At 60.9% G+C, this 2,374-nt stretch carries 1 protein-coding gene; it reads left to right on the plus strand.

Going from position 1 to position 2,374, the window contains the following annotated elements; all coding sequences use genetic code 11:
- The coding region (locus ACLMAJ_RS37980) for a condensation domain-containing protein (RefSeq protein WP_412018757.1) at nucleotides 1-2,374 on the plus strand (2,374 nt) is incomplete at both ends.

The raw sequence follows: 2,374 nt of genomic DNA on the forward strand, positions 1-2,374 counted from the left end.
GTATGTCGTTGCGGCACCTGATAACTCGATCGACACCGCAACCCTCACCGAGTACCTCGCCCATCGGTTACCGTCCTACATGGTCCCCTCGGCGATCATGGTGCTCGACCGCATCCCGTTGTCACCAGTGGGGAAGCTCGACCGCAAGGCACTACCAAACCCCGTATTCACCGACACCAAGCCGTTCCGGGCACCCGAAACACCCCTCGAACGCACGATCGCCAGATACTTCGCCGACGTTTTGAAAGTCGACACAGTCGGCCTCGACGATTCATTCTTCGCCCTCGGCGGCGACAGCGTGGTCGCGACCCGAGTTGCGGCACGACTCGGGGCCGCACTGAATACCGAGATTCCGGTGCGGCTGTTGTTCGAGGCGTCCACGGTAGCGGCGCTCGCGACCCGCATTGCGCAGAATTCCGGCACGGGGCGACAACGCCCACCACTGATCGCCGGGCCGCGCCCCGATCTCGTGCCATTGGCACCAGCGCAACAACGGATGTGGTTCTTCAACCAGTACGACACCCGTTCGGGGGCATACAATGTGCCGATCGCCATACGGTTGCGTGGTGAGTTGAACATCGACTCCCTGCGATTGGCTGTGGTCGACGTACTGCGCAGACACGAGTCGTTGCGGACGCGGTACCCGGACCACGACGGAACTCTGATCCAGCTGATCGAACCCGCCGACGAGGTAGACCCCGAGCTTGCTCTGGTATCGGTTCCGCAGAGCCAACTGGACGCAACGGTAGCCGAATTCGTCACCGAAGGCTTCGATGTGAGCACCCGGGCGCCGGTGCGTGCCCGATTGTTCCGCGTTGCCGGTCGCGAGGAACCCGAATACATATTGGCCGTAGTGGTGCACCACATCACCGCGGACGGTTTCTCCATGACACCGCTGGCCCGCGACGTCACGACTGCGTACACCGCACGGATCCACGGAGAACTCCCTTCGTGGACAGCGCTGCCTGTCCAGTACGCGGACTACGCACTGTGGCAACGAGCTACCCTCGGCTCGCCCGACGATCCGGAATCGCTTTGCGCCCAGCAGATCCGATACTGGTCGGCAACTCTGGACGGAGTTGCCGAAGAACTTCGCTTGCCGACTGATAGGGCGCGGCCGGTAGTGATGTCGAATCGGGGCGCCACCATCGACTACACACTGGACGCCGAGCTGGTCCAGGTCTTGGAACGATTTGCGCGACAACATAGTTCGTCACTGTTCATGGTGATCCACAGCGCATTGGCAGTACTGCTCGCCCGAATGAGCGGGACCACCGATATTCCGATCGGCACACCGATCGCCGGGCGCGGCGCAGCCGAACTCGACGACGTGATCGGCATGTTCGTCAACACTCTAGTATTGCGAACCGAAATCGATCTCGACGAATCGTTCACCGACCTACTCGGCCGGACCCGACAAACCGATCTAGATGCGTTCGAACACGCCGATGTTCCCTTCGAACAACTAGTAGACCAACTCGCTCCACAACGGACCCAATCCCGGCACCCCCTGTTCCAGGTGATGTTGGCATTCCAGAATCTAGAACAGGTGAACCTGGAGCTACCCGGCCTCGACATATCGGTCGTCGACCTCCCCAACGAGGTATCCCGATTCGATCTGCAGTTCGTCCTGTCGGACGACCGCAACAGCGGCGGAATGGCAGCAACAGTCACCTACGCCACCGACTTATTCGACACCGCGACGATCAACTCCCTGATCCATCGATGGATCCGAATACTGCAGTCGGCAGCCACCGATCCGACGCTTCCGGTCGGGACAATCGACATACTCGAGCCCGCTGAACGAACCGATCTACTAACGCACTCCGGTACACCCGCAACGACGCCCACCACGTTGGCCGAATTGCTGACCACGGCAGCCGCGCAGGATCCCGACGCGACGGCGATTGTTTTCGATGGACAGCAGCTGAACTACCGAGAGCTGGATGAACGTTCGAACGGATTGGCCCGGGTACTCACACAACGAGGTATCGGCCCCGAAGACGTTGTCGCGATCGGCTTACCACGATCTCCCGAATCCGTGCTCGCAGTATGGGCAGTCACCAAATCGGGAGCCGCGTTCCTGCCTATCGACCCGACCTACCCCACCGAACGCATCACCCACATGACGACCGATTCGAAAACAGCTGTCGGTCTGACCTCCACCTCCGTACGCACACAACTACCCGACAACATCGACTGGCTGACGTTGGACAACCTCCACCAGGCCGACAACCGCCCCGTCACCGACGATGACCGGGTGCGTCCGCTGCATATCTACGATATCGCCTACGTCATCTACACCTCCGGATCGACCGGACTACCCAAAGGCGTCGCAGTCACCCACCGAGGACTCTCCAGCTGCGCCACCGAG

Origin of the sequence: Nocardia arseniciresistens, assembly GCF_046764875.1 — a bacterium.
In the GTDB taxonomy this organism is placed as follows: Bacteria; Actinomycetota; Actinomycetes; order Mycobacteriales; family Mycobacteriaceae; genus Nocardia; species Nocardia arseniciresistens.